18 protein-coding genes and 1 pseudogene are annotated in these 18,861 nt (G+C 62.9%); 11 read left to right on the plus strand and 8 right to left on the minus strand.

Features of this window, described 5'->3' with window-relative positions:
* Nucleotides 1–486 precede the first annotated feature (486 nt).
* Nucleotides 487–966, plus strand: coding sequence for a GNAT family N-acetyltransferase (locus tag RTH46_RS18310; RefSeq protein ID WP_153789230.1), 480 nt, complete (start codon nt 487–489; stop codon nt 964–966).
* Between the two features lie 9 nt (nt 967–975).
* On the opposite strand, the gene RTH46_RS18315 is transcribed toward RTH46_RS18310, so the two are convergent.
* On the minus strand, nt 976–1,548 hold the full coding sequence (locus tag RTH46_RS18315; RefSeq protein ID WP_316906291.1) for an ACP phosphodiesterase: 573 nt from the start codon (nt 1,546–1,548) through the stop codon (nt 976–978).
* A gap of 152 nt (nt 1,549–1,700) precedes the next feature.
* Between RTH46_RS18315 and RTH46_RS18320 the strand changes: the two genes are divergently transcribed.
* The 3 genes from RTH46_RS18320 to RTH46_RS18330 are packed head-to-tail and all read left to right on the plus strand — an operon-like array spanning nt 1,701 to nt 4,255.
* A complete protein-coding gene (locus tag RTH46_RS18320; protein ID WP_153789228.1) occupies nt 1,701–2,003 on the plus strand; it encodes an ArsR/SmtB family transcription factor in 303 nt (100 codons plus the stop codon).
* 13 nt (nt 2,004–2,016) lie between these two features.
* Complete coding sequence (locus RTH46_RS18325) at nt 2,017–3,186, plus strand: MFS transporter (RefSeq protein ID WP_316906292.1); 1,170 nt, start codon at nt 2,017–2,019, stop codon at nt 3,184–3,186.
* A 19-nt stretch (nt 3,187–3,205) separates the two neighbouring features.
* A complete protein-coding gene (locus tag RTH46_RS18330) occupies nt 3,206–4,255 on the plus strand; it encodes an alkene reductase (protein WP_153789226.1) in 1,050 nt (349 codons plus the stop codon).
* 45 nt (nt 4,256–4,300) lie between these two features.
* On the opposite strand, the gene RTH46_RS18335 is transcribed toward RTH46_RS18330, so the two are convergent.
* On the minus strand, nt 4,301–5,776 hold the full coding sequence (locus RTH46_RS18335) for a helicase HerA-like domain-containing protein (protein ID WP_316906293.1): 1,476 nt from the start codon (nt 5,774–5,776) through the stop codon (nt 4,301–4,303).
* A gap of 208 nt (nt 5,777–5,984) precedes the next feature.
* Here RTH46_RS18335 and RTH46_RS26330 point away from each other — a divergent pair.
* The 4 genes and pseudogenes from RTH46_RS26330 to RTH46_RS18350 form a co-directional block, all read left to right on the plus strand.
* Nucleotides 5,985–6,965: pseudogene (locus tag RTH46_RS26330) on the plus strand (cache domain-containing protein); the annotation flags it as partial.
* 93 nt (nt 6,966–7,058) lie between these two features.
* Nucleotides 7,059–7,823 carry a methyl-accepting chemotaxis protein gene (locus RTH46_RS26335; RefSeq protein ID WP_371923764.1) on the plus strand — a complete coding sequence of 255 codons (765 nt, stop codon included), beginning with the start codon at nt 7,059–7,061 and terminating at the stop codon, nt 7,821–7,823.
* A gap of 218 nt (nt 7,824–8,041) precedes the next feature.
* Nucleotides 8,042–9,163, plus strand: coding sequence for a glycosyltransferase family 1 protein (locus RTH46_RS18345; RefSeq protein WP_316906351.1), 1,122 nt, complete (start codon nt 8,042–8,044; stop codon nt 9,161–9,163).
* Nucleotides 9,156–9,920, plus strand: a complete 765-nt coding sequence (locus tag RTH46_RS18350; RefSeq protein WP_153789224.1) for a DUF2334 domain-containing protein — start codon at nt 9,156–9,158, stop codon at nt 9,918–9,920. Before RTH46_RS18345 ends, RTH46_RS18350 begins: the two co-directional genes overlap by 8 nt.
* Nucleotides 9,921–9,992: 72 nt before the next feature.
* Here RTH46_RS18350 and RTH46_RS18355 read toward each other — a convergent pair whose 3' ends face one another.
* Both RTH46_RS18355 and purU read right to left on the minus strand, forming a co-directional pair.
* Nucleotides 9,993–10,205, minus strand: a complete 213-nt coding sequence (locus RTH46_RS18355; protein WP_153789223.1) for a hypothetical protein — start codon at nt 10,203–10,205, stop codon at nt 9,993–9,995.
* A 2-nt stretch (nt 10,206–10,207) separates the two neighbouring features.
* Nucleotides 10,208–11,059 (minus strand): formyltetrahydrofolate deformylase, encoded by an 852-nt coding sequence (purU, locus tag RTH46_RS18360; RefSeq protein WP_153789222.1) that lies wholly within the window; start codon nt 11,057–11,059, stop codon nt 10,208–10,210.
* Between the two features lie 298 nt (nt 11,060–11,357).
* Between purU and mvaT the strand changes: the two genes are divergently transcribed.
* Nucleotides 11,358–11,735, plus strand: a complete 378-nt coding sequence (mvaT, locus tag RTH46_RS18365; protein WP_110994923.1) for a histone-like nucleoid-structuring protein MvaT — start codon at nt 11,358–11,360, stop codon at nt 11,733–11,735.
* A 73-nt stretch (nt 11,736–11,808) separates the two neighbouring features.
* Here the strand turns inward: mvaT and sbcB are convergent, their stop codons facing one another.
* The 3 genes from sbcB to RTH46_RS18380 form a co-directional block, all read right to left on the minus strand.
* Nucleotides 11,809–13,239, minus strand: a complete 1,431-nt coding sequence (sbcB, locus tag RTH46_RS18370; protein WP_153789221.1) for an exodeoxyribonuclease I — start codon at nt 13,237–13,239, stop codon at nt 11,809–11,811.
* A gap of 62 nt (nt 13,240–13,301) precedes the next feature.
* Complete coding sequence (locus RTH46_RS18375; protein ID WP_153789220.1) at nt 13,302–13,661, minus strand: PilZ domain-containing protein; 360 nt, start codon at nt 13,659–13,661, stop codon at nt 13,302–13,304.
* Between the two features lie 124 nt (nt 13,662–13,785).
* A complete protein-coding gene (locus RTH46_RS18380; protein ID WP_316906294.1) occupies nt 13,786–14,169 on the minus strand; it encodes a tetratricopeptide repeat protein in 384 nt (127 codons plus the stop codon).
* A gap of 241 nt (nt 14,170–14,410) precedes the next feature.
* Between RTH46_RS18380 and pyk the strand changes: the two genes are divergently transcribed.
* The gene (gene pyk, locus RTH46_RS18385; protein ID WP_153789218.1) at nt 14,411–15,865 is read left to right on the plus strand and encodes a pyruvate kinase; all 1,455 of its coding nucleotides are present in this window, start codon (nt 14,411–14,413) and stop codon (nt 15,863–15,865) included.
* Between the two features lie 93 nt (nt 15,866–15,958).
* Here pyk and RTH46_RS18390 read toward each other — a convergent pair whose 3' ends face one another.
* Nucleotides 15,959–16,879 (minus strand): iron-sulfur-binding ferredoxin reductase, encoded by a 921-nt coding sequence (locus tag RTH46_RS18390; protein WP_316906295.1) that lies wholly within the window; start codon nt 16,877–16,879, stop codon nt 15,959–15,961.
* A gap of 375 nt (nt 16,880–17,254) precedes the next feature.
* Here RTH46_RS18390 and RTH46_RS18395 point away from each other — a divergent pair, with 375 nt between their 5' ends.
* On the plus strand, nt 17,255–18,775 hold the full coding sequence (locus RTH46_RS18395) for a fumarate hydratase (protein ID WP_110994918.1): 1,521 nt from the start codon (nt 17,255–17,257) through the stop codon (nt 18,773–18,775).
* The last annotated feature ends 86 nt before the right edge of the window (nt 18,776–18,861 follow it).

An 18,861-nucleotide genomic window follows, 5' to 3' on the forward strand; every position in this document is an offset into this window, starting at 1 on the left:
AAGCGTTTATTTTGAAGTTTTTTCCGAGAAACTCGTTTGGCTTCAACCGCTTAACTCGCTGCGATCTCTCGTAGCGGGAGGCGAATCATACAGCGTTACAACTTGCTGTCAACCGCCTTGCTGAAGATTTTTACGAAGTTGCTTYTTTCCGAGAAACTCGTTTGGCTTCAACCGCTTAACTCGCTGCGATCTCTCGTAGCGGGAGGCGAATCATACAGCGTTACAACTTGCTGTCAACCGCCTTGCTGAAGATTTTTACGAAGTTGCTTCTTTCAAAACACCTTCAACTTCAACAACTTACTGCCTTTCCCGCTGCGAGCGTCTCGCTGCGGGAGGCGAATAATACAGTATTGAATTGGGCCGTCAACCCCACCAGGTAATTAATTTCCTGGCGAGCTCCCCGCGCTCACTCCAGGAGCTTCCTAAGCCCCCACAAGGCATTACCCTACATAAGCTAATGCCCAACCCTTTCAGGATGAACCCCCCATGCCGCTGACCCACCGCCCAGTTCAAACCACCGACATCCCCGCCATCTGCTGCTTCCCCCAAGGCCAGGACGAACTGTTCTACATGTTCCCAAAAGCCACCTACCCGTTGACGCCCGCTCAACTGACCGAAGCCATCGCCCTGCGCAGCGGTTCGACAGTGATCGAGGAAGACGGCGTTCTACTGGGTTTTGCAAACTTCTATAAAGCAGAACAAGGCGGGATTTGTGCGCTCGGTAACGTGGTGATCGCTCCCGCTGCACGCGGCAAGGGCGTGGCACGCTATCTGGTGCAGTGCATGATCACACTGGCCCGCGAGCAGTTCGCCGCACGAGAAGTCTGGGTGTCTTGCTTCAACCACAACACTGCCGGTTTGTTGCTCTATCCACAGCTTGGGTTCACACCCTTCCATATAGAAGAACGCCGGGCACCGGATCGCAGCAGGGTTGCACTGATACAGATGAAACAAGTGCTGAGCTGATTGCGTGCGTCAGCGGCCCGCCGCCGCAAACGCCTGCAGCTGTGGATAAAACACCCGAAAATCCGCCAGCAGCGGCTCGTACAGTCTCTCCAGTTCCTGCATGACGCCCTGCAGCCCTTCCGGCCGGGATAAGCGCCGGCCGATACCGCTGAACACTTGCTCCAGCGTGGCGAAGTCACCATAGGCCCCCAGCCAATCGTCCGCCGCCATGAACGGCGCAATCCGCGCCAACCGCCCCGGCAGCTGCGGCTCTGCCAACAGCACACGGTAGAAGTCGCCGGTGAACTGCGCCAACGGCTGGTCGGCATACTCCTCCCAGTGCCGCGCCAGGCAGTGGTCGAAAAATACATCCAGGACGATCCCGGCATAACGCCTGCGCTCACGAGGGAAGCGCGCCAGCGCGGCCAACACCAACGGGTGGCTGTCGGTGTAGCTGTCGATCTGCCGGTGCAAGCGGATCGCGGCTTCCAGCTCTGGTGGAAAGCGGCCTTCCAGCGCGCCTTTGACGAAATCGCCATACAGGCTGCCGAGCAGTTGATGCGGCGCCGGGCCGCCGAGGTGCAAGTGTGCGAGGTAATTCATGGCCGCAGTCTAGCACCGCGCCAACCTATATCGTCATAACCCGATATAGCGATTCTCGATCAACTCAGAAGCTTTTCATATTTGTATATCGCGAAATACCGATTTATATTTCGCTCCATCGCGATATACCGCTATACACCACGAGCCTATCCATGCCACTCGATCTCGACGAAATAATAAAAGCCCTGTCCCACCCGGTACGGCGAGAAATCCTCAGCTGGCTGAAGGACCCGGCCGCGCAGTTCCCCGACCAGCATCACAGCACCGAGCACGGTGTGTGTGCCGGGCAGATCGATCAACGCTGCGGCCTGTCGCAGTCGACCGTCTCGGCCCACCTGGCGACCCTGCAACGCGCCGGCCTGATCAGCAGCCAGAAGATCGGCCAATGGCACTTCTTCAAACGCAACGAGGCCACCATCCAGGCGTTCCTCGCGCAGATGAGCCAAGAGCTCTGACAAGGACCTTGCAATGCCCCTTTCCTTATTGATCCTGGCGCTCAGCGCCTTCGCCATCGGCACCACCGAGTTCGTCATCATGGGCCTGCTGCCCGATGTCGCGCAGGACCTGGGGGTCAGCATCCCCGGTGCCGGCTGGCTGGTGACCGGCTACGCCCTGGGCGTGGCCATCGGCGCGCCGTTCATGGCCCTGGCCACCGCCCGCCTGCCACGCAAGGCCGCGCTGGTGGCGCTGATGGGCGTATTCATCATTGGCAACCTGCTGTGCGCGGTGGCCGCCGACTACAACCTGCTGATGTTCGCCCGGGTGGTCACCGCGTTGTGCCACGGCGCGTTCTTCGGCATCGGCTCGGTGGTGGCGGCCAGCCTGGTGCCAGCCAACCGCCGCGCCTCGGCCGTCGCGCTGATGTTCACCGGCCTTACCCTCGCCAACGTACTGGGTGTGCCGCTGGGCACTGCGCTGGGCCAAGTCGCCGGCTGGCGTTCGACATTCTGGGCGGTGACCGGCATCGGCGTGGTCGCACTGATCGGCCTGTTGCGTTTCCTGCCACGCCAGACCGAAGAGCAGAGCGTGAACATGCGCGCCGAACTGGCTGCGCTCAAAGGCGCCGGCATCTGGCTGTCGCTGAGCATGACCGTGCTGTTTTCGGCGTCGATGTTCGCCCTGTTCACCTACGTCGCGCCGCTGCTCGGTGATGTCACTGGCGTGTCGCCACGTGGCGTGACCTGGACCCTGCTGTTGATCGGCCTGGGCCTGACCCTGGGCAATATCGTCGGCGGCAAGCTCGCCGACCGGCGCCTGGGCGCCACCTTGATGGGCGTGTTCACCACCATGGCCGTGGTGTCCACCGCGCTGAGCTGGACCAGCACGGCGCTGGTGCCCGCCGAGATAACCCTGTTCCTCTGGGCCACCGCCGCCTTCGCCGCCGTACCGGCACTGCAGGTCAACGTGGTCACCTACGGCAAGGCCGCCCCTAACCTGGTGTCGACCCTCAATATCGGCGCGTTCAACCTGGGCAACGCCCTGGGCGCCTGGGTAGGCGGCAGCGTCATCGCCCACGGTTTCGGCCTGACCCGTGTGCCGCTGGCTGCGGCGGCCCTGGCTGTGCTGGCGCTGATCGTCACCCTGATCACTTTCAACCAGCGCGGCAGCGACGCCGAACTGGCCACGGTTTCCAATTGATAGCTGCGAGGCAATCGGTATGACCACGCTGTTCGATCCAATCACACTAGGCGACCTGGAACTGCCCAACCGCATCATCATGGCCCCGCTGACCCGCTGCCGTGCCGATGAAGGCCGGGTACCCAACGCACTGATGGCCGAGTACTACGTGCAACGCGCCAGCGCCGGGCTGATCCTCAGCGAAGCGACCTCCGTCACCCCGATGGGCGTCGGCTACCCCGACACCCCAGGCATCTGGAACGACGAGCAGGTACGCGGCTGGCACAACGTCACCAAGGCCATCCATGCCGCCGGCGGGCGCATCTTCCTGCAGCTGTGGCACGTCGGGCGCATTTCCCACCCGTCGTACCTGAACGGCGAGCTGCCGGTAGCCCCCAGCGCCATCCAGCCCAAGGGCCACGTGAGCCTGGTGCGCCCGCTCAGCAACTACCCCACCCCGCGCGCCCTGGAAACCGAAGAGATCGCCGACATCGTCGAGGCCTACCGCAGCGCTGCCGAAAACGCCAAGGCCGCGGGTTTCGACGGCGTGGAGATCCATGGCGCCAATGGCTACCTGCTCGACCAGTTCCTGCAGAGCAGCACCAACCAGCGCACCGACCGCTACGGCGGCTCGCTGGAAAGCCGTGCACGCCTGCTGCTGGAGGTGACCGATGCTGCCATCGAGGTGTGGGGAGCCGGCCGCGTCGGCGTACACCTGGCACCGCGCGCCGATGCCCACGACATGGGCGACGCCGACCGCGCCGAGACCTTCACCTACGTGGCCCGGGAACTGGGCAAGCGTGGTATCGCGTTCATCTGTTCACGGGAAAAGGAAGCCGACGACAGTATTGGCCTGCTTATAAAGGATGCGTTCGGCGGACCGTACATCGTCAACGAACGCTTCGACAAAGCCAGCGCCAATGCCGCCCTGGCCAGCGGCAAGGCCGATGCGGTGGCCTTTGGCATCCCGTTCATCGCCAACCCCGACCTCCCGGCACGGCTGGCGGCCGATGCGCCGCTCAATGCGCCGCATCCGGAAACCTTCTATGGCAAGGGGCCGGTGGGGTACATCGATTACCCGCGGCTCTGATAAAAAGAGAGCGCCGATTGGCGCTCTTCTTTTTTACCGAGCTGCTCAGCGCTTCTTGCCTCCGAGCAACGACCCCATCAACCCTCGCACCAACTGCCGCCCCAGCTGGTTGGCCGCCTGGCGCACCGCCGACTTGATCGCCTGCCCGGCCGCGCTCTGCAGAAACTCGCCGGCCTTGTCGGCCAGGCTTTCCTCATCGGCCTTGGGCTGGGGCGCAGGCTCCAGTGGCGCGCCTTTGCGCTGCAGGAGCATTTCATAGGCCGACTCGCGGTCGATCGGTTTGTCGTAACGGCCCAGCAATGGCGACGCCGCGATCAACGCGCTGCGCTCGGCCGCGCTCAACGGCCCGATCCGCGACTGCGGCGGAGCAATCAGCACCCGCTGGACCATGGCCGGTGTGCCCTTTTCTTCCAAGGTGCCCACCAGCGCCTCACCGATACCCAGTTCGGTCAGCACCGTCAGGCTGTCGAAGGCAGGGTTGGGGCGGAAGCCATCGGCCACGGCGCGCAATGATTTCTGCTCCTTGGCGGTGAACGCCCGCAGGCCGTGCTGGATACGCAACCCCAACTGGGCCAGCACGGTATCCGGGAGGTCGCCGGGCGACTGGGTGACGAAATAAACCCCCACGCCTTTGGAGCGGATCAGCCGCACCACTTGCTCCAGGCGGTCCTGCAACGCCTTTGGCGTATCGTTGAACAGCAAGTGGGCTTCATCGAAGAACAGCGCCAGCACCGGCTTGTCGGCATCACCGCGCTCGGGCAGTTGCTCGAACAGCTCGGCGAGCAGCCAAAGCAGGAAAGTCGCATAGACCTTGGGCGCCTCATGCACCAGGCGGCTGGCGTCGAGCAGATGGATGCGGCCACGGCCGTCGCTACCCGGGTGCAGCAAGTCCTCCAGTTGCAGCGCTGGCTCGCCGAACAGCGCCTCGGCGCCCTGCTGCTCCAGGGTGGCCAGGCGGCGCAGCAGGGCCTGGGTCGAGGCACTGGTCATCAGCGCGCTGTCCTCGCCGAGCAGTTGCGGGTTGTCCTTCAAGTGCGCCAACAAGGCCTTGAGGTCCTTGAGGTCGAGCAACAACAGCCCCTCACGGTCAGCCACCTTGAACGCCGCATACAAGGCCGCCTGCTGGCTGTCGGTAAGCTCCAGCAGGTTGCCCAGCAGCAAGGGGCCCATTTCACTCAGGGTGGTACGCAACGGGTGCCCCGACTGGCCGGCGATATCCCACAAGGTGACCGGGTAGGCCTGCGGGCGATGATTCAGCCAAGGCATCCCGGCGATGCGCTCGGCCACCTTGCCCTGCGGCGTGCCGGCCGCGCCCAGGCCACACAGGTCGCCCTTCACATCGGCGGCGAACACTGCCACACCGGCATCGCTGAACAGCTCGGCCAGATGCTGCAAGGTGACGGTCTTGCCGGTCCCTGTGGCACCCGCCACCAGCCCGTGGCGATTGGCCAGGCGCATGGCCTGGGACACCGGCTGGCCGTCAGGGCCAGCGCCTACAAGCATTTGAAAAGAATCCGGCATCTTGTTCATCCTTTGCTCAAGTTCTGCGTGGTAACGGCCGATATTTCAAAATGATTCCAAACAGAAAGACAGTTACAACCCGAAAAGGACCCCCGGGACCTGTTGCACTGTTTTCCCACCGTGCTTTGTGCGAACGACCCGATAAAAAAACCTTAGCGGACGCGATCACGTCATGAATAAAAGCCTTCGTTTCAGCCACAAGATTCTTATGGCGGCATCACTCATCGTGATCCTCGCCTTCAGCCTGTTCACCCTGTACAACGACTACCTCCAGCGTAATGCCATTCGCGAGAACCTGGAGAATTACCTGGCCGAGATGGGCGAATCCACGTCCACCAACATCCGCAACCTGTTCGAGGGCCGCATCAAGCTGGTCGAGAACGTTGCCCAGAACCTTGCCCAGTACCCACAGAACATCGGCACCCTGCTGGGCCAGAATGCCCTCACTTCCAGCTTTCTGACCATCTACCTCGGCCAGCCCGACGGCACCTTCACCGTGCGCCCGGACACCAAGATGCCCGATGGCTACGACCCTCGCGTGCGCCCCTGGTACAAGGATGGCATGAACGCCAACGGCCCGATGCTCACCGAACCCTACATCGACATGGCCACCAACAAGATGGTCATCTCGATCATCAGCACCGCTTCGCGCTCGGTCGGCGTGGTCGGTGGCGACCTGGCCCTCGACGGCCTGGTCGAGATCATCAACTCGCTGAACTTCGGCGGCATGGGCTATGCCTTCCTGGTCAACGACCAAGGCAAGATCCTGGTGCACCCGGACAAGAACCTGGTGATGAAGTCGCTGTCGGACCTGTTCCCGCAGCACACACCGAAACTGTCCCGTGAGTTGACCGAAGTCGAACTCGATGGCCAGACCCGCCTGCTGACCTTCACCCCGGTCAAGGGCCTGCCTTCGGCCAACTGGTACATCGGTCTGTCGGTAGACAAAGACAAAGCCTTCACCATGCTCAGCAACTTCCGCACCTCGGCGGTCATCGCCACCCTGGTGGCGGTGGTGATCATCATCGCCCTGCTCGGCCTGCTGATCCGTGTGCTGCTGCAGCCGCTGCACACCATGACCCGCGCCATGGAGAACATCGCCGAAGGTGAAGGCGACCTGACTCGCCGCCTGCAGATCGACAACCACGACGAGTTCGGCATTCTCGGCACGGCGTTCAACCGCTTCGTCGAACGCATCCACACCTCGATCCGCGAGGTGTCCTCGGCCACCGAGCAGGTCAACGAAGTGGCCCTGCGGGTGATCAGCGCCTCCAACTCGTCGATGACCAACTCCGACGAGCAGTCCAACCGCACCAACAGCGTCGCTGCCGCCATCAACCAGCTGGGTGCCGCCGCCCAGGAGATCGCCGGCAACGCCGCCCAGGCGTCGCAGCACGCCAGCTCCGCACGCCTGCTGGCAGAGGAAGGCCAACACGTGGTGCAGCGCAACATCGATGCGATGAACCGCCTGTCGGACCTGATCGTCACCTCCAGCTCGCACATCGAGACGCTCAACAACAAGACCGTCAACATCGGCCAGATTCTCGAGGTGATCACCAGCATCTCGCAGCAGACCAACCTGCTGGCGCTCAACGCCGCCATCGAGGCTGCGCGTGCCGGCGAAGCCGGGCGTGGCTTTGCCGTGGTCGCCGATGAAGTGCGCAACCTGGCCCACCGCACCCAGGAGTCGGCGCAACAGGTGCAGACCATGATCGAGGAGCTGCAAATCGGCGCCCGCGAGTCGGTCGACACCATGGGCCAGAGCCAGCGCCACAGCCAGGACAGCATGGAGATCGCCAACCAGGCCGGCGAGCGCCTGGGCAGCGTGACCCAGCGCATCGGCGAAATCGACGGCATGAACCAGTCCGTGGCCACCGCCACCGAAGAGCAGACCGCCGTGGTCGACTCGATCAACATGGACATCAACGAAATCAACATGCTCAACCAGGAAGGCGTCGAGAACCTGCAGGCCACCCTGCGCGCCTGCTCGGACCTCGAGCAGCAGGCCGGCCGCCTGAAGCACCTGGTCGGCAGCTTCCGCATCTGACCGTCCGACCGGGTTGCCTGCTTCGCAGGTGAACCCGCTCCCACAGGATCTGCGCAGTGCCTGAAACTGTCGCGATCACTGTGGGAGCGGGTTCACCCGCGAAGAAGCCAGCGCCGCTTCCCGATCGAACAAACTATCCTTCTGTAAGGTCAACCTTCAGGCGAATCATCGTCGGCGTATCACGCCCGATGACGATCTTGAAGTCGATCCGCGGAGGGATGCTGATCGTGCACATCGCCGACATCACCATGTTCTACGCTCCGGCCAGCGGTGGTGTACGGACGTATCTCGACGCCAAACACCACCGCCTCGGCGCCATGCCCGGCGTACGCCACAGCTTGTTGATCCCCGGTCCCAGCGCCAGCCACACCGATGGCATCCACCACGTCCCCGCCCCACCCCTGCCATTCGGCAACGGCTACCGCTTCCCCCTGCGCCTGGCCCCCTGGTGCAACATGCTGCGCCGCCTGCAGCCCGACCTGATCGAAGTCGGCGACCCCTATCTCACCGCCTGGGCCGCGCTGGAGGCCCGGCGCAAGCTCGCGGTACCGGTGATCGGCTTCTATCACTCCGACTTGCCGCTGCTAGTCAGCAACCGCATGGGCCACTGGTTCGAGCCCAATGTCGAGGCCTATGTGAGCAAGCTGTATGGCAACTTCGACCGGGTGCTGGCGCCAAGCCAGGTGATGGCCGACAAACTGCGTCGGCTCGGGATCAGGGATGTGCACGTGCAGCACCTGGGCGTTGACCTGGCCCTGTTCAACCCGGCCCGACACGACCCCGGCCTGCGCGCCGAGCTGGGCATCGCTGAAACCAGCCGCCTGCTGGTGTTTGCCGGGCGCGGCTCACGGGAAAAGAACCTGCCGGTACTGCTCGACTGCATGCGCCTGCTGGGCCAGCGCTACCACCTGCTGTTGCTGGGTTCGAACATGCCGGCCAGCGTGCCGGACAACGTCAGCGTGATCGACCATTTCTGCCCACCTCAGGAAGTCGCCCGGCTACTGGCCAGTGCCGACCTGCTGCTGCATGCCGGCGATCAGGAAACCTTTGGCCTGGTGATTCTCGAAGCCATGGCCAGCGCCACCGCGGTTGTCGCCGTACGTGCAGGCGCGTTCAGGGAAATCATCAACGAGCAGTGTGGCCGCCTGTGCCGCCCCAACGACAGCCAGGCCATGGCCGACGGGGTACACGAAGCGTTCGAGGACGGCGTGGGCCGCCTCGGTGCCCAGGCCCGCCTGCATGTCGAGCAGCACTATAGCTGGGACCAGGTGGTCAACGGCCTGCTGCTGCACTACCAGGCGGTACTCGGCCACCTGCCGCAGGTACGCGCCCATGGCTGAACCCGACGGCGCCGCACGTAGCCTGATGCTGGTACTGCACGATGTCGCGCCGCAAACCTGGCCCGACTACCAACCCTTCGTGCAGGCCATCGACAGCCTCGGCGGCGTGCCGATGACCTGGCTGGTGGTCCCGGACTTCCATCACCGCAACTACCTGGCCCGCTCACCGACCTTCTGCCGCCTGCTCGAGCGGCGCCTGGCACTGGGTGACGAGTTGGCCCTGCACGGTTACTACCATGCCGACGACGGGCCACCGCCCCGTGGGCCTGGCGAGTACTTCATGCGCCGTGTCTACACCCATGAAGGTGAGTTCTACGGGCTCGACCAGATGGCTGCCTTGCAACGCCTGCAAGCCGGGTTGGCGCTGTTCGGCCAGCAAGGCTGGCCCGTCGCCGGCTTCGTCGCCCCCGCATGGCTGATGAGTGAAGGTACCCGGCAGGCCTTGCGCCAACTGCCGCTGCGCTACACCAGCACTGCCCGATACCTGTATCGCCTGCCGGACTTCACCGCATTCAACGCCCCAGGCCTGGTGTGGAGTGCGCGCAGCGCCTGGCGCCGCAGCCTGTCGAAGCTGATCAACGAATGGCAGTACCGACGCTGGCAGCAGGCCGATACATTGCGCCTGGGATTACACCCGATTGATATGCGCCATCCAGCCTCCCGCAACTACTGGCTGGACACTCTGCACCGGCTGTTGGCCGAAGGCCGCGAACCCCTGACCAAATGCGCCTGGCTTGATCGCCAGGTCACTGCATGAAAGGCACCGACGGGTCTGGGGGTGAAGTTCGGCGGCTGTCGCGGCGATCCTGAGCTGACGCGCGGTTACCTGCTAATTCTCTCGGCTGGCCGAAAGGAGCAACTGCGCGTCCGCAGCTGGAGCGCTGGCGGCCTCAGACGGGTTGAGCGCTTGCCACAACGCAGCGGCACCGGGGAACTCGGTGCCGTCCTCGTCGCGCAGCGCTTCAGGGTCGAAACGCGCCAGGCAACCTTCGCCCAAGGTTGGCGGCGCGCAGGCGCCGGCCTTGTCGCGAGGGCCTGCCATGGTCAGTCGAAGACCACGGTCTTGTTGCCGTGCACCAGCACGCGGTCTTCGAGGTGATAACGCAGACCACGGGCCAGCACCATCTTCTCCACGTCACGGCCGAAACGCACCATGTCCTCGATGCTGTCGGCGTGGCTCACACGCACCACGTCCTGCTCGATGATCGGGCCGGCATCCAGCTCTTCGGTGACGTAGTGGCAGGTCGCGCCGATCAGCTTCACGCCACGCAGGGCAGCCTGGTGGTACGGCTTGGCACCGACGAACGACGGCAGGAAGCTGTGGTGGATGTTGATGACCTTTTCCGCGTAGTCACGGCACAGCTGTGGCGGCAGAATCTGCATGTAGCGCGCCAGCACCACCACGTCGGCACCGTGTTCCTGGACCAGGCGCGAGACCTCGGCGAAAGCCGGGGCCTTGTCCTTCGGGTCGACCGGCACGTGGAAGAACGGAATCCCATGCCACTCGACCATGCTGCGCAGGTCGTCGTGGTTGGAGATCACGCAGGGAATCTCGCAATCCAGTTCATCGGTGTGCCAGCGGTGCAGCAGGTCGGCCAGGCAGTGGGATTCACGGCTGGCCATCAGCACCACGCGCTTCTTCTGCGCCGAGTCGGTGATCCGCCAGGTCATGGAGAACTCTTCGGCGATCGGCGCAAACGCCTCGCGGAATGCATCGATGCCGAACGGCAGGGATTCGGCGCGGATTTCATGGCGCATGAAGAACCAGCCACTCTGTTCATCGGAGTGGTGGCTGGCCTCGTTGATCCAGCCATTATAGAGGGCCAGGAAATTACTGACTTTCGCCACGATGCCGACACGGTCGGGGCAGGCAATCACCAGTCGATAGGTGCGCATGAGGGGGCTCCAGAACTTCGCAAAGGCGCATATTCTAGCGGCCCGGGAAGAAAAACGCAGTATTGATCGACAGGCATCGCAGCGACGGCGACAGGGAAAATTCCCACGCGCCATCTCCCTTCTTCGTAAAGGGGTATGCCGATTAACCTGTCATTTATGTAAATTTTTTTTAACCAAACAGCGATCTGGCCATTCACTGCTATTAATTGATTCGTGACTTTTTAATTGTTTACTTGCGAGTATCGCCTGTCTATTATTGCCCGCACTGTCTCCCTGAACATGCATTAAGGAACACGCCATGTCGCTGATCAACGAATACCGCGCCACCGAAGAAGCCATCAAAGAACTTCAGGCCCGCCTGGCCAACCTGTCCCAGGATGACAAGCTGAAGAAAGAACTGGAGTTCGAAGGCAAACTGCGCACCCTGATGGGCGAATACTCCAAGTCGCTGCGCGACGTGATTGCCCTGCTCGACCCAGAAAGCAAACTGAGCAAGGCCCCGCGCGGTGCGACCAAAGTCACCGCCACCAAACGCGCACGCAAGGTCAAGCAGTACAAGAACCCGCACAATGGCGAGGTTATTGAAACCAAGGGTGGCAACCACAAGACCCTGAAAGAGTGGAAAGCCAAGTGGGGCGGCGACGTCGTTGAAGGCTGGGCCACCCTGCTGGACTGATACGCGTATCACGCAATCAGTTACAACTTGAAAAACGCCGGCAGCTGCCGGCGTTTTTTCTTACTGCTTGGGTTCAAATCTGGAACTGCGTTTTCAATTGCCCGGCATGTACCTGCCAGGCCTTCAATACCGCTCTCCCCGCCTCGTCAGCCTCGGCCCAACTGCTCTGCAACGCCTTCTCGAAGTCACCCAGGGTGTTCGGTGCGCCCAAACCAGGGTCGCTTAAGCGCTGCTGGCAGAATGCCTGCCAACGTGCCTGTTCTTGTGCATCGAGGGTGTCGGCAAAGTTGCGTGCACGATAACGGAACAACAGCTCGGGCAAGCGCGAATCATCGAACATCCAGTGTCCCTTGGCCAATTGCGCCGGGTCTGTGGTACGTACTTGTTCACACAAGCGTCTGTCTCGATCACCGATGAATCCGTCGTACAACTGTTGTTCCGGATCCTCACAGGGGGCAAAGTCTTCCTCCCCGTAAATAATCTCGAGCTTGTCGCGCCAATGGGCCTGCTGACTGGCCAATTGCTCAGCGTGCCTCTGCAGTTGCGCCATATCCAGGCCCAACCGTTGTTGATCGGCGGGACGCACTACCGACAAGGGTGCCAGCACCGGGCAGCGATTGACATGCACCAACTTCAACGGCACCGGTAGTTCGCCTTCAGCCAATGCTTCGCGCCGCGTGTACAACCGCTGACGCAGCACCTCGGCACTTTCCTGCAGCAGCGGCGAAGTTTCCTGCCCCAGGTCACAGACAATCAGGGCGTTGCGATTACGCGGATGCCAGGCCAATGGCAGCACCACACCGATGTAATTACGCTGGGCAGAGAAACGCCCTGATACATGTACCAATGGTTGCAGCAGGCGAATCTGCTCCATCACTTTGTGCTTGCTGCGCAACTGGAACAGCCAGTCATAGAGTTTCGGTTGTTTCTCGCGAATCAGTCGCGCCAGCGCGATGGTTGCCCGTACGTCGGACAACGCTTCATGGGCGTGGCCATGGTCGATGCCATTGGCCTTGCTGAGCAACTCCAGGCGCAGGCTGGTACGTCCCTCCTGCTGCGGCCAGACAATCCCTTCAGGGCGCAGGGCATACGCCGTACGCACCACGTCGATCAGATCCCAACGGCTGTTGCCGCCCTGCCATTCGCGGGCATAGGGGTCGAAAAAGTTGCGGTAAAGGCTGTAGCGGGTGACTTCGTCATCGAAACGCAGGGTGTTGTAGCCGGCACCACAGGTGCCTGGGCGGGCCAACTGCTCATGGATCCGGGTCATGAACTCGGCTTCGCACAAGCCCTGGCTGGCCAGTTGCTGCGGCGTGATACCGGTCACCAGGCACGCGGCGGGGTGCGGCAGGATGTCGTCGGAGGGACGGCAATAGAGGCTGATCGGCGCCTCGATCTCGTTGAGGTCGAGGTCGGTGCGTACACCGGCCACCTGCAACGGGCGGTCGTTACGTGGGTTGATGCCGGTGGTTTCGTAGTCGTGCCAGAAGATGCTGGAGCTCACGGGGTCTTCCTGTAACAAGGTCGACCAGAGTCTAGCGGGCGTAGTGGCGCCAGGGCCAGCGTTCAGGCAGAGGCGTTGAGCGGGCGGAAGCTGAAGTAGTCGCGCAGCGAGCGCACGAAATCATCGTATTCCTGGGGTGCCTGCAGCAGCATGAAGCCGGCATCGTAATGCCCCGGCGTCTCGTCTTCGCGGCACCACAGGCAACTGGCGGTGAGGTTGATCAGTTGCTGCCCGCCGCCGGCCTGCGGCACGCGCAGTTGCAGCTCGAAATCTGGCCCCACCAGCACCGGCAACTGGCTGATCAGCATCAGGCCGTCCTCGGAGGCATTGCCCAGGTACCCGATCTGCTGGTCGGTAAAGCGGTTGTAGACCTTGAGTACGCAAGGCAGTTGGTGGCGTTGTATATGACGTTCGGTAAACATGGTGGCTGTGTATTCCTGTACCCGGAGCCAGGAAGACAAGGTACTGGCAGTGATCGTTACAACTTGTTTAACAGATTAGCCCAGCCCGATGGGCCATTACCATGAAATCGGCGACACCTTGGGATTAACGCCAAGGTGTGCCTTTTACCGGGCTGGCCACTGCCGCTTCACCGCTCAGATAGCCCAGCCTTTCAAGGGTTTGCAGGCGAGCCTGGGCGCGATAGGCGTATTCGTTGCGCGGGTACTGCTGGATCAGGTACTGGTAGGTCTGCGCGGCATCTACGTAAAGTTTCTGCCGCTCCAGGCACTGGCCACGCAGCATCGACACTTCCGGATGGATGAACGGCCGTGCGCGGCTGGTGCGGTCGACCTGCGACAGCTCCAGCATGACCCGCGAGCAGTCGCCACGGTCATAGGCACGGTAGGCATTGTTCAAATGGTGGTCCATGGACCAGCGGGTGCAGCCGACGACACTGGCCGCCATGGTCAAAACGATCAGGGTGCGCATGGGAACTCTCCTTGGATGCCAAGTGTATCGGCGCCTGTGTGAAATTCTCCAGCATCAAGTTACAAGTGGCGAAATGCCTTAATCAGCCACTCATCCATCTGCTTGTAGCGTGCCGCTTGTAGCTTGCGTCTTTCAGCGTGCAAGCGACCGTTGATTCTGCCTCCCGGTAGTGCAACGGAACAATGACTACAGCTCAATTGAGGAGTAGCCTCTCGCTGCGCTTCACTATAGGAGTCTGTGCATGACCATCCGTCGTACCAAAATCGTCGCCACCCTTGGCCCCGCCAGCAATTCGCCGGAAGTGATCGAACAACTGATCCTCGCCGGCCTGGACGTGGCACGCCTGAACTTCTCCCACGGCACCCCGGACGAGCACAAGGCCCGCGCCCGCCTGATCCGCGACATCGCCGCCAAGAACGGCCGCCACGTCGCGCTGCTGGGCGACCTGCAGGGTCCGAAGATCCGCATCGCCAAATTCAGCAACAAGCGCATCGAACTGAAAGTCGGTGACAAGTTCACCTTCTCCACCGCCCACCCGCTCACCGAAGGCACTCAGGACATCGTCGGCATCGATTACCCCGACCTGGTCAAGGACTGCGGCGTCGGTGACGAACTGCTGCTCGACGACGGCCGTGTGGTCATGCGCGTCGAGACCGCCACCAGCGATGCCCTGCATTGCGTGGTGATCATCGGCGGCCCGCTGTCCGACCACAAAGGCATCAACCGCAAGGGTGGCGGCCTGACCGCGCCAGCCCTGACCGAAAAAGACAAAGCCGACATCAAGCTGGCCGCGGAAATGGACCTGGACTACCTGGCCGTCTCCTTCCCGCGTGACGCCAGCGACATGGAATACGCCCGCAAGCTGCGTGATGAAGCCGGCGGCAGCGCCTGGCTGGTGGCCAAGATCGAACGCGCCGAAGCGGTGGCCGACGACGAGACCCTCGACCAACTGATCCTCGCCTCCGACGCGGTGATGGTTGCGCGTGGCGACCTGGGCGTGGAAATCGGCGACGCCGAGTTGATCGCCATCCAGAAGAAGATCATCCAGCACGCCCGCCGCAACAACAAGGCGGTGATCGTCGCGACCCAGATGATGGAGTCGATGATCCAGAACCCGATGCCGACCCGCGCCGAAGTGTCCGACGTGGCCAACGCCGTGCTGGACAACACCGACGCGGTGATGCTGTCGGCCGAAAGCGCCGCCGGCAGCTACCCGATCGAAGCAGTCCAGGCCATGGCGCGGATCTGCTCGGGCGCTGAAAAGCACCCGACCAGCCAGAAGTCCAGCCACCGTCTGCATACCACCTTCGAGCGCTGCGACGAGTCCATTGCCCTCGCGGCGATGTACACCGCCAACCACTTCCCCGGCGTCAAGGCGATCATCGCCCTCACCGAAAGTGGCTACACCCCGCTGATCATGTCGCGCCTGCGCTCGCATGTGCCGATCTTCGCGCTGTCGCCGCACCGTGCCACCCAGGCCCGTGCCAACATGTTCCGCGGCGTCTACCCGATCGCATTCGACCCAGCCTCGCTGCCGGCCGACAAGGTCAGCCAGGCAGCCGTCGACGAGCTGCTCAAGCGCGGCCTGGTGGAGCAAGGTGACTGGGTCATCCTCACCAAGGGTGACAGCTACCACACCATCGGTGGCACCAACGGCATGAAGATCCTGCACGTAGGTGATCCGCTGGTCGGTTGATTCACACGCAGTACCTATCGCGGGGCAAGCCCGGTCCCACGCAGCCGATACAAGTTGCGTGGGAGCGGGCTTGCCCCGCGATCGTTTTAACGCCTAGACATGCTCGGTAAATACATCCGCAAGCACCTGGTTCCTCGGCACTCCAGCAATGAACAGCCGCCGGGAGAACCGCTCGACACGCCCCGGCGCTCCGCACACCAGCGCCATCGTCTGCCGCGATGACGGCCGCAAGGTCGCCAGTGCATCATCCAACTGGTCCGCCAGCACCAGTTCGACACTCACCCCATCCATGCGCATCAACGGTTCGGCCAGGTAGTGCCCTGTCCGATCGCGTGCCACGTGCAGCACCCGAATCTCCCCCTGATGCCCCTGGCGCAACGCTTCGCGCAAGATGCCCCACAATGGCGCCAGCCCCGTACCCGCCGCCAGCAACCAGAGCGGCCGCGTCTGCCAGTCGGGGTCGTAGTGCAAGGCACCACCACGCAGCTCGCCGAGCCTGATTTCATCACCCACGCTCATTTGCCGGGCCCGGTCGCAGAACGCACCGGGGCGGCTGCAATCGATATGAAACTCCAGGCAATCGTCCTCGCCCGGCAAGCTCGCCAGCGAATACGGACGGGCGACATCGCCACACCACAACACCAGATGCTGCCCTGCCCGGTAGCGCAGCGGCCTTTGCGGTTCGAGCCGCAGGCGCAGCACATCGCCGAACCAGTCCAGGGTGCTGACCCTGGCCGGCAAGCCATCGCGTTGCGGGTCGAACACCGCCACCCGCAGGTCACCGGCCACCGTGCACTGGCAGGCCAGTCGCCAGCCTTCGTCGCGCTTGTCGGCGCTCAGTGCCTCGGGTTTGGCATCGACGGGCAGACCGTCGAGGCAGCGCACCAGGCAGGCATGGCAACTGCCGGCGCGGCAACTGTAGGGCACGGCGCAACCGGCGTCGTTGAGTGCATCGAGCAGGTTGCTCGCGGTCGGCACCGTAAAGCGGCGCTCGCCCACGTAGAGTTCGGGCATGTCAGGTTCTCATCAGACTCATATTTGGGCACCACCGCCGGCGAGCGACGCAGGCTGCGTGGGAGCGGGCTTGCCCCGCGATGGGCCGCATCGGCTTTCGCCGCCATCGCGGGGCAAGCCCGCTCCCACGCAGTACTCTCTACGCTACAACGTCGGGCCACTCCATCCAACCGTCACAGCAAAAACGATGCCCGCCCCGCAGCCGACCAAGGTCCAGACCACCCGCAGGTGTTTCCCACGGCGGGGCGCGGTATACTGCCGCGCCTTTTTGCCCCGGCCCGACCAGCCGGAGCCTTGCCAGGCACTGCCGACATACCGGTGTGCGTTGTCGGTGTGCCTATTTGAATGTTCCCGTCTTTAAGAGGAGCGCGCTGCATGACCGTGATCAAGCAAGACGACCTGATTCAGAGCGTTGCCGACGCCCTGCAATTCATCTCGTACTACCACCCCGTCGACTTCATCCAGGCGATGCACGAGGCCTACCTGCGTGAAGAGTCGCCCGCCGCGCGTGACTCGATCGCCCAGATCCTGATCAACTCGCGCATGTGCGCCACCGGCCACCGCCCGATCTGCCAGGACACCGGTATCGTCACCGTGTTCGTGCGCGTGGGCATGGACGTACGCTGGGACGCCACCCTGAGCGTCGACGACATGATCAACGAAGGTGTGCGCCGCGCCTACAACCTGCCCGAGAACGTCCTGCGCGCCTCGATCCTGGCCGACCCGGCCGGTGCCCGCAAGAACACCAAGGACAACACCCCGGCCGTCATCCACTACTCCATCGTCCCCGGCGACAAGGTAGAGGTCGATGTCGCAGCCAAGGGCGGCGGTTCGGAAAACAAGTCGAAGATGGCCATGCTCAACCCGTCCGACTCGATCGTCGACTGGGTGCTCAAGACCGTCCCGACCATGGGCGCTGGCTGGTGCCCGCCAGGCATGCTGGGCATCGGCATCGGCGGTACCGCCGAGAAAGCCGCGGTCATGGCCAAGGAAGTGTTGATGGAGTCCATCGACATTCATGAGCTCAAGGCCCGTGGCCCGCAGAACCGCATCGAAGAGATCCGCCTGGAGCTGTTCGACAAGGTCAACCAGCTCGGCATCGGCGCCCAGGGCCTGGGCGGCCTGACCACCGTGCTCGACGTCAAGATCATGGACTACCCGACCCACGCCGCCTCCCTGCCGGTGTGCATGATCCCCAACTGCGCCGCCACCCGTCACGCCCACTTCGTGCTCGACGGTTCCGGCCCTGCCGAACTGGAAGCACCGTCGCTGGACGCCTACCCGGAAATCGTCTGGGAAGCCGGCCCGAGCGCCCGTCGCGTCAACCTCGACGAAATCACCCCGGAAGAGGTCGCCAGCTGGCAGCCAGGCGAGACCATCCTGCTCAACGGCAAGATGCTCACCGGCCGCGACGCCGCGCACAAGCGCATGGTCGAGATGCTCAACCGCGGCGAAGAGCTGCCGGTCGACCTCAAAGGCCGCTTCATCTATTACGTCGGCCCGGTCGACCCGGTCGGTGACGAAGTGGTAGGCCCAGCCGGCCCGACCACCGCCACCCGCATGGACAAGTTCACCCGCCAGATCCTCGAGCAGACCGGCCTTCTGGGCATGATCGGCAAGTCCGAACGTGGCCCGACCGCCATCGAAGCGATCAAGGACAACAAGGCCGTGTACCTGATGGCCGTCGGCGGCGCCGCCTACCTGGTGGCCCAGGCCATCCGCAAGTCGAAGGTCCTGGCCTTCGCCGAGCTGGGCATGGAAGCGATCTACGAGTTCGAAGTGAAGGACATGCCAGTCACCGTTGCGGTGGACAGCAAGGGTGAATCGGTGCACATCACCGGCCCTGCACTGTGGCAGAGCAAGATCGCCGAAAGCCTGGCGGTGGAAGTGAAGTAATCTTCGTCCACGCGATATAAAACGCCCGGCCATTGCCGGGCGTTTTTATTCAGTTTAATTATTTTCAATCTCATTTCCAGCCTCTC

This window comes from Pseudomonas sp. zfem004 (genome assembly GCF_032621715.1).
In the GTDB taxonomy this organism is placed as follows: domain Bacteria; phylum Pseudomonadota; class Gammaproteobacteria; order Pseudomonadales; family Pseudomonadaceae; genus Aquipseudomonas; species Aquipseudomonas sichuanensis.